The sequence below is a fragment of the uncultured Limnohabitans sp. genome (assembly GCF_937889215.1).
GTDB lineage: Bacteria > Pseudomonadota > Gammaproteobacteria > Burkholderiales > Burkholderiaceae_C > Limnohabitans_A.
The window spans coordinates 1-3,469 of the sequence record NZ_CALBEX010000548.1; the positions used below are offsets into that span (position 1 = coordinate 1).

Below are 3,469 nucleotides of genomic sequence, written 5' to 3' on the forward strand. Positions count from 1 at the left end.
GAGGGTGGAGTCCACCAGCAATGGCACGCCCGCTTCGTGGGCGATGGCGCTCACCGCCTCGATGTCCAGCACGTCCATGCCGGGGTTGCCCACCGTCTCGCCAAAAAAGAGTTTGGTGTCGGGCTGCACGGCGGCTTTCCACGCATCAAGGTCGCCCGGTTTGACGAAGGTTGTGCGGATCCCAAAGCGGCTCAAGGTGTAGTGCAGCAGGTTGTGTGAGCCGCCGTACAAAGCACTCGACGCCACGATGTGCGAGCCCGCGCCCATGAGTGTGGCAATGGCCAGGTGCAAAGCCGCTTGCCCGCTGGCTGTGGTGATGGCCCCAATGCCGCCCTCCAATGCCGAGATGCGTTGCTCCAGCACCGCATTGGTCGGGTTGCTGATGCGGCTGTAAACGTGGCCCGGGCGCTCCAGGTTGAACAGCGCCGCGGCCTGGTCGCTGGATTCAAAAACAAAAGAAGTGGTCAGGTGGATTGGCACGGCCCGTGCGCCAGTGGTCGGGTCGGGGGCTGCGCCTGCGTGCAGGGCCAAAGTGTCAAAACCGGGATCGCTGTAACCAGCCATAGGGGTGTCTCCGAAAAAAGAAAGCATCAGGCGAGCGGAACACCTGAATCGGTGTGTCATTGTGGGCTATATTGAGATGCCATCTGATCCGAATCTTCCCTCAGGAGACACACCATGCAAGTCAGCGACATCCTCCGCGTCAAAGGCGGCACCTTGTTCACCGTGCAGCCTGACGAGCCCTTGTCTTTGGCCATGAACGACATGGCAGACAAAGACATCGGCTCTTTGGTGGTCATGGCCCAAGGTCAACTGGTGGGCATGTTGACCTTTCGAGAAGTGATTCAGCAAATTGTGAAAAACGGCGGACAAGTGGGTCTCACCACGGTGCGCGAAGCCATGGACACGCAACCCCAAACTTGCACTGGGGGCACCGACATCGATGAGGTGCGGTGCATGATGCTTGAACACCATGCCCGCTACATGCCCGTCATGGACGGCCCGCTCTTGATGGGGGTGATCAGTTTCTACGACGTGGCCAAAGCCGTGGTCGACAGCCAGAACTTTGAGAACACCATGCTCAAGGCTTACATCCGCGACTGGCCTGGTCAGGAAGCCGGTACGGCGGACCCCAGCCGACCTTGATCGGATTGACTGGCGAACCTTGACTGGTCTTGGTCATGCAACGCACCCGTGGGCTGGAATTTTTTCACAGCCCTTTTTAACACTGGCTTCTTCCAAGAGACCAGCGTTTTTTAATTCTCTGGATAACTCATGCAATAATATTTGAGTACTAAATTAATAAAACACTGCATTGTGTTTTTTGACTCCAATGACACCTCGCGTTTTGTTGCAAACCCGCATGGTTTGCGCTGGTCTGCTTTATTTGTGTGCTTCGCTGGCCATGGCCTCTGAATTGCGCTTGGCCGATGCCTTGGTTTTGGCGGCCAGTCAACATCCGACAGTGCGGGCGAAACAAGCCGAGCTGGATGCGGCAAACAGTGATCTGGAAACCGCCAAATGGTCGCGTTTTCCGACTGTTAGCACCGAAGCGACGGCATCGGGTGGCCGACCTGTTGGGGCCTTGTTGGTGCAGCAACCGCTGTGGGCGGGCGGAAAAATAGACGCTCAAAACCGCTTGGCTCATGCACAAGTGGTTTTGGCGCAAGCCGGTTTGCAAGAAGCGCGCAGCGCATTGATGCAAGAAACAGGCAGCCAGTTTTTTGAGGCTTTGCGTTGGCGAGAGCGCATGGCGGTGGCCCAAAAGAATGAAGCCGAGCACCGCAAGCTGCTCGAGTTGATTCAACGGCGCGTAGAGGCACAAATCAGCCCCTTGACCGACCAAGTGTTGGCGACAGCGCGTTTTCAACAAGCCGTGACGGAGCGCATCCAGTTCAAGCGTTCCTGGCAAACGGCCGAGCTGGCCTTGCAGCAATTGGTGGGGTAAACCCACAGTGATTTGAAGCCCCCGAGCGCCATCGACTGGAAACAGTAGGACGAAGGTGTGGCCATTGAGGCGAGCAAATCGAGCTCGGCCGAACTGCTGAGGTTGCGTACACAGCAAGAGGTTTCACTGGCGCAGATCGACATGGCCGAGGCCAGCTATTTCCCCACTTTGGCATTGGCTCACCGCCGGACTTTGGGGGCCACGGAAAGCGGCGTTGATCCCATTCGAACCTATTTGTCGCTGCAGTTTTCACCTGGCCCCGGTTTGTCTGCGCGCAGTTCGGTGGCTGCGGCCCGCTCACGGCTCGAAAACAGTCGGCAAAACGCGGCCGTGTATGAGCGCCAGTTGGCGCAACAGGTTCGCACTGCACTGTCCGATTTGGAGGCCTTGGGCCAACAGTTGGAGCCTTCAAAGTTGTTGGTCTCGGCCACTGACGATGTGGTGGCGTCTTACTTGCGGCAATACCAAATCGGCAAGAAAAATTGGTTGGACGTGTTGAATGGGTTGCGTGAAAATGCCCAGGCCAATTACAGCGCTGTCGATGTCGCCTCGAGCACCCAGCTGTTGCAGTTGCGTCTGTTGCTTTTGACCGGTCAATTGGGCTTGGACAAGTTGAGTTTGATCCATGACTGAGGTCGATGCCGCATCGACCATGATGCTGGACCGCAAATTGGCGGTGGTTTTGTCACGGCTGGCGGGGCTTTTGGGCCAGGCCGTACCTGCTCATCGGTTTGGCATGATGTCGCGCACCACCGATGGCTTGATGGTGGACAACCTGAACCGAGAAGAGCGAATCAAGGCTTGGTGGCTGGGGCGCTTTCCTACCGCCCATATCCAGACCATCGAGCCCAAAAACCTCAAGCCCGCTGATTTTCCGCTGCTGTGGGTTGGCTCAGAGGGGGAACAGGTGCTGCTGGTGCGTGGCGGCTCGGGGCGGCATCGCCTGACTTGCCAAGATGCCGAGGGTCACCCCTGTGTGTTGCCCATGGCCGATGCACGGCAAGGACGGCTGCTGAAGCTGACCATCATGCCCGCTCGCCCGGGTGAATCGGGGCACCGTGCCATGAGCGCAACCGACTGGTTCGCGACCTCTATTCGCCGTTATCGCCCTGTTTTTTTGGAAGCGGTCGTGGCCACTTTTGTGATCAGCATGGTGGGTTTGGTGGCGGCTTTGTATTCCATGCAGGTTTATGACCGCGTGATTCCCACCAAGGGTTATTCAACGCTGTGGGTGTTGACCATTGGGGTGGTCATCGCGATATTGATTGAGCTGGTCCTCAAACAAGTTCGTGCCTACATGGTGGACCGCGCATGCAAAGTCATCGATCAGGAGCTTTCGGCTGTTTTTTTTGGCAAAGCCTTGGACATCCGCATGGACGCTCGGCCCAGCACGGTGGGCACCTTTGCCTCTCAAATTCGCCATTTTGAATCCGTGCGCAATTTTCTGACCTCGTCGAGCCTGTTCATCATGGCCGATTTGCCCTTCGCCATCTTGTTTGTGGGCGTGATCGCCATCATTGC

Annotated in this window: 4 protein-coding genes and 1 pseudogene; 4 read left to right on the top strand and 1 reads right to left on the bottom strand. The window is 57.3% G+C overall.

Annotated features, from left to right (window positions below):
* The coding region (locus Q0341_RS13825; protein ID WP_299514468.1) for a PLP-dependent transferase at positions 1-564 on the bottom strand (564 nt) is incomplete at its 3' end.
* A 114-nt stretch (positions 565-678) separates the two neighbouring features.
* On the opposite strand from Q0341_RS13825, the gene Q0341_RS13830 reads away from it, so the two are divergent.
* The 4 genes and pseudogenes from Q0341_RS13830 to Q0341_RS13845 form a co-directional block, all read left to right on the top strand.
* Positions 679-1,146 carry a CBS domain-containing protein gene (locus Q0341_RS13830; protein ID WP_299514470.1) on the top strand — a complete coding sequence of 156 codons (468 nt, stop codon included), beginning with the start codon at positions 679-681 and terminating at the stop codon, positions 1,144-1,146.
* A 187-nt stretch (positions 1,147-1,333) separates the two neighbouring features.
* Positions 1,334-1,948 (top strand): TolC family protein, encoded by a 615-nt coding sequence (locus tag Q0341_RS13835; protein WP_299514472.1) that lies wholly within the window; start codon positions 1,334-1,336, stop codon positions 1,946-1,948.
* 57 nt (positions 1,949-2,005) lie between these two features.
* Positions 2,006-2,581 carry a TolC family protein gene (locus Q0341_RS13840; RefSeq protein ID WP_299514475.1) on the top strand — a complete coding sequence of 192 codons (576 nt, stop codon included), beginning with the start codon at positions 2,006-2,008 and terminating at the stop codon, positions 2,579-2,581.
* Positions 2,574-3,469: pseudogene (locus Q0341_RS13845) on the top strand (hypothetical protein); the annotation flags it as partial. The gene Q0341_RS13840 and the pseudogene Q0341_RS13845, both read left to right, overlap by 8 nt.

Excerpts from the sequence above, each read along its gene's own strand:
- Q0341_RS13830 (WP_299514470.1), top strand. The coding sequence starts at position 679 with ATGCAAGTCAGCGACATCCTCCGCGTCAAAGGCGGCACCTTGTTCACC.
- Q0341_RS13835 (WP_299514472.1), top strand. The coding sequence starts at position 1,334 with ATGACACCTCGCGTTTTGTTGCAAACCCGCATGGTTTGCGCTGGTCTG.